At 42.5% G+C, this 252-nt stretch carries 1 protein-coding gene; it reads left to right on the top strand.

The window, feature by feature from the left end:
* A partial coding sequence (locus L9G74_RS24460; RefSeq protein WP_238898827.1) for an SRPBCC family protein occupies positions 1-252 on the top strand: 252 nt, incomplete at both ends.

Below are 252 nucleotides of genomic sequence, written 5' to 3' on the forward strand. Positions count from 1 at the left end.
CACAAACTAGTAATATTATTCTTCGAATCCATTTTATTATTCATAATGGGTATTTTCACATTTGAGGATGAAACCACCTCCCCTGTGGCTCCTGCTACTCTTTACAAGGCCCTAGTTACAGATGCCGACAACGTCATCCCAAAGGCTCTTGATTCCTTCAAGAGTGTTGAAAACGTTGAGGGAAATGGTGGCCCAGGAACCATCAAGAAGATCACTTTCGTTGAGGATGGAGAAAGCAAGTTTGTGTTGCAC

This window comes from Shewanella electrica (assembly GCF_022321485.1).
Taxonomy (GTDB): Bacteria; Pseudomonadota; Gammaproteobacteria; order Enterobacterales; family Shewanellaceae; genus Shewanella; species Shewanella electrica.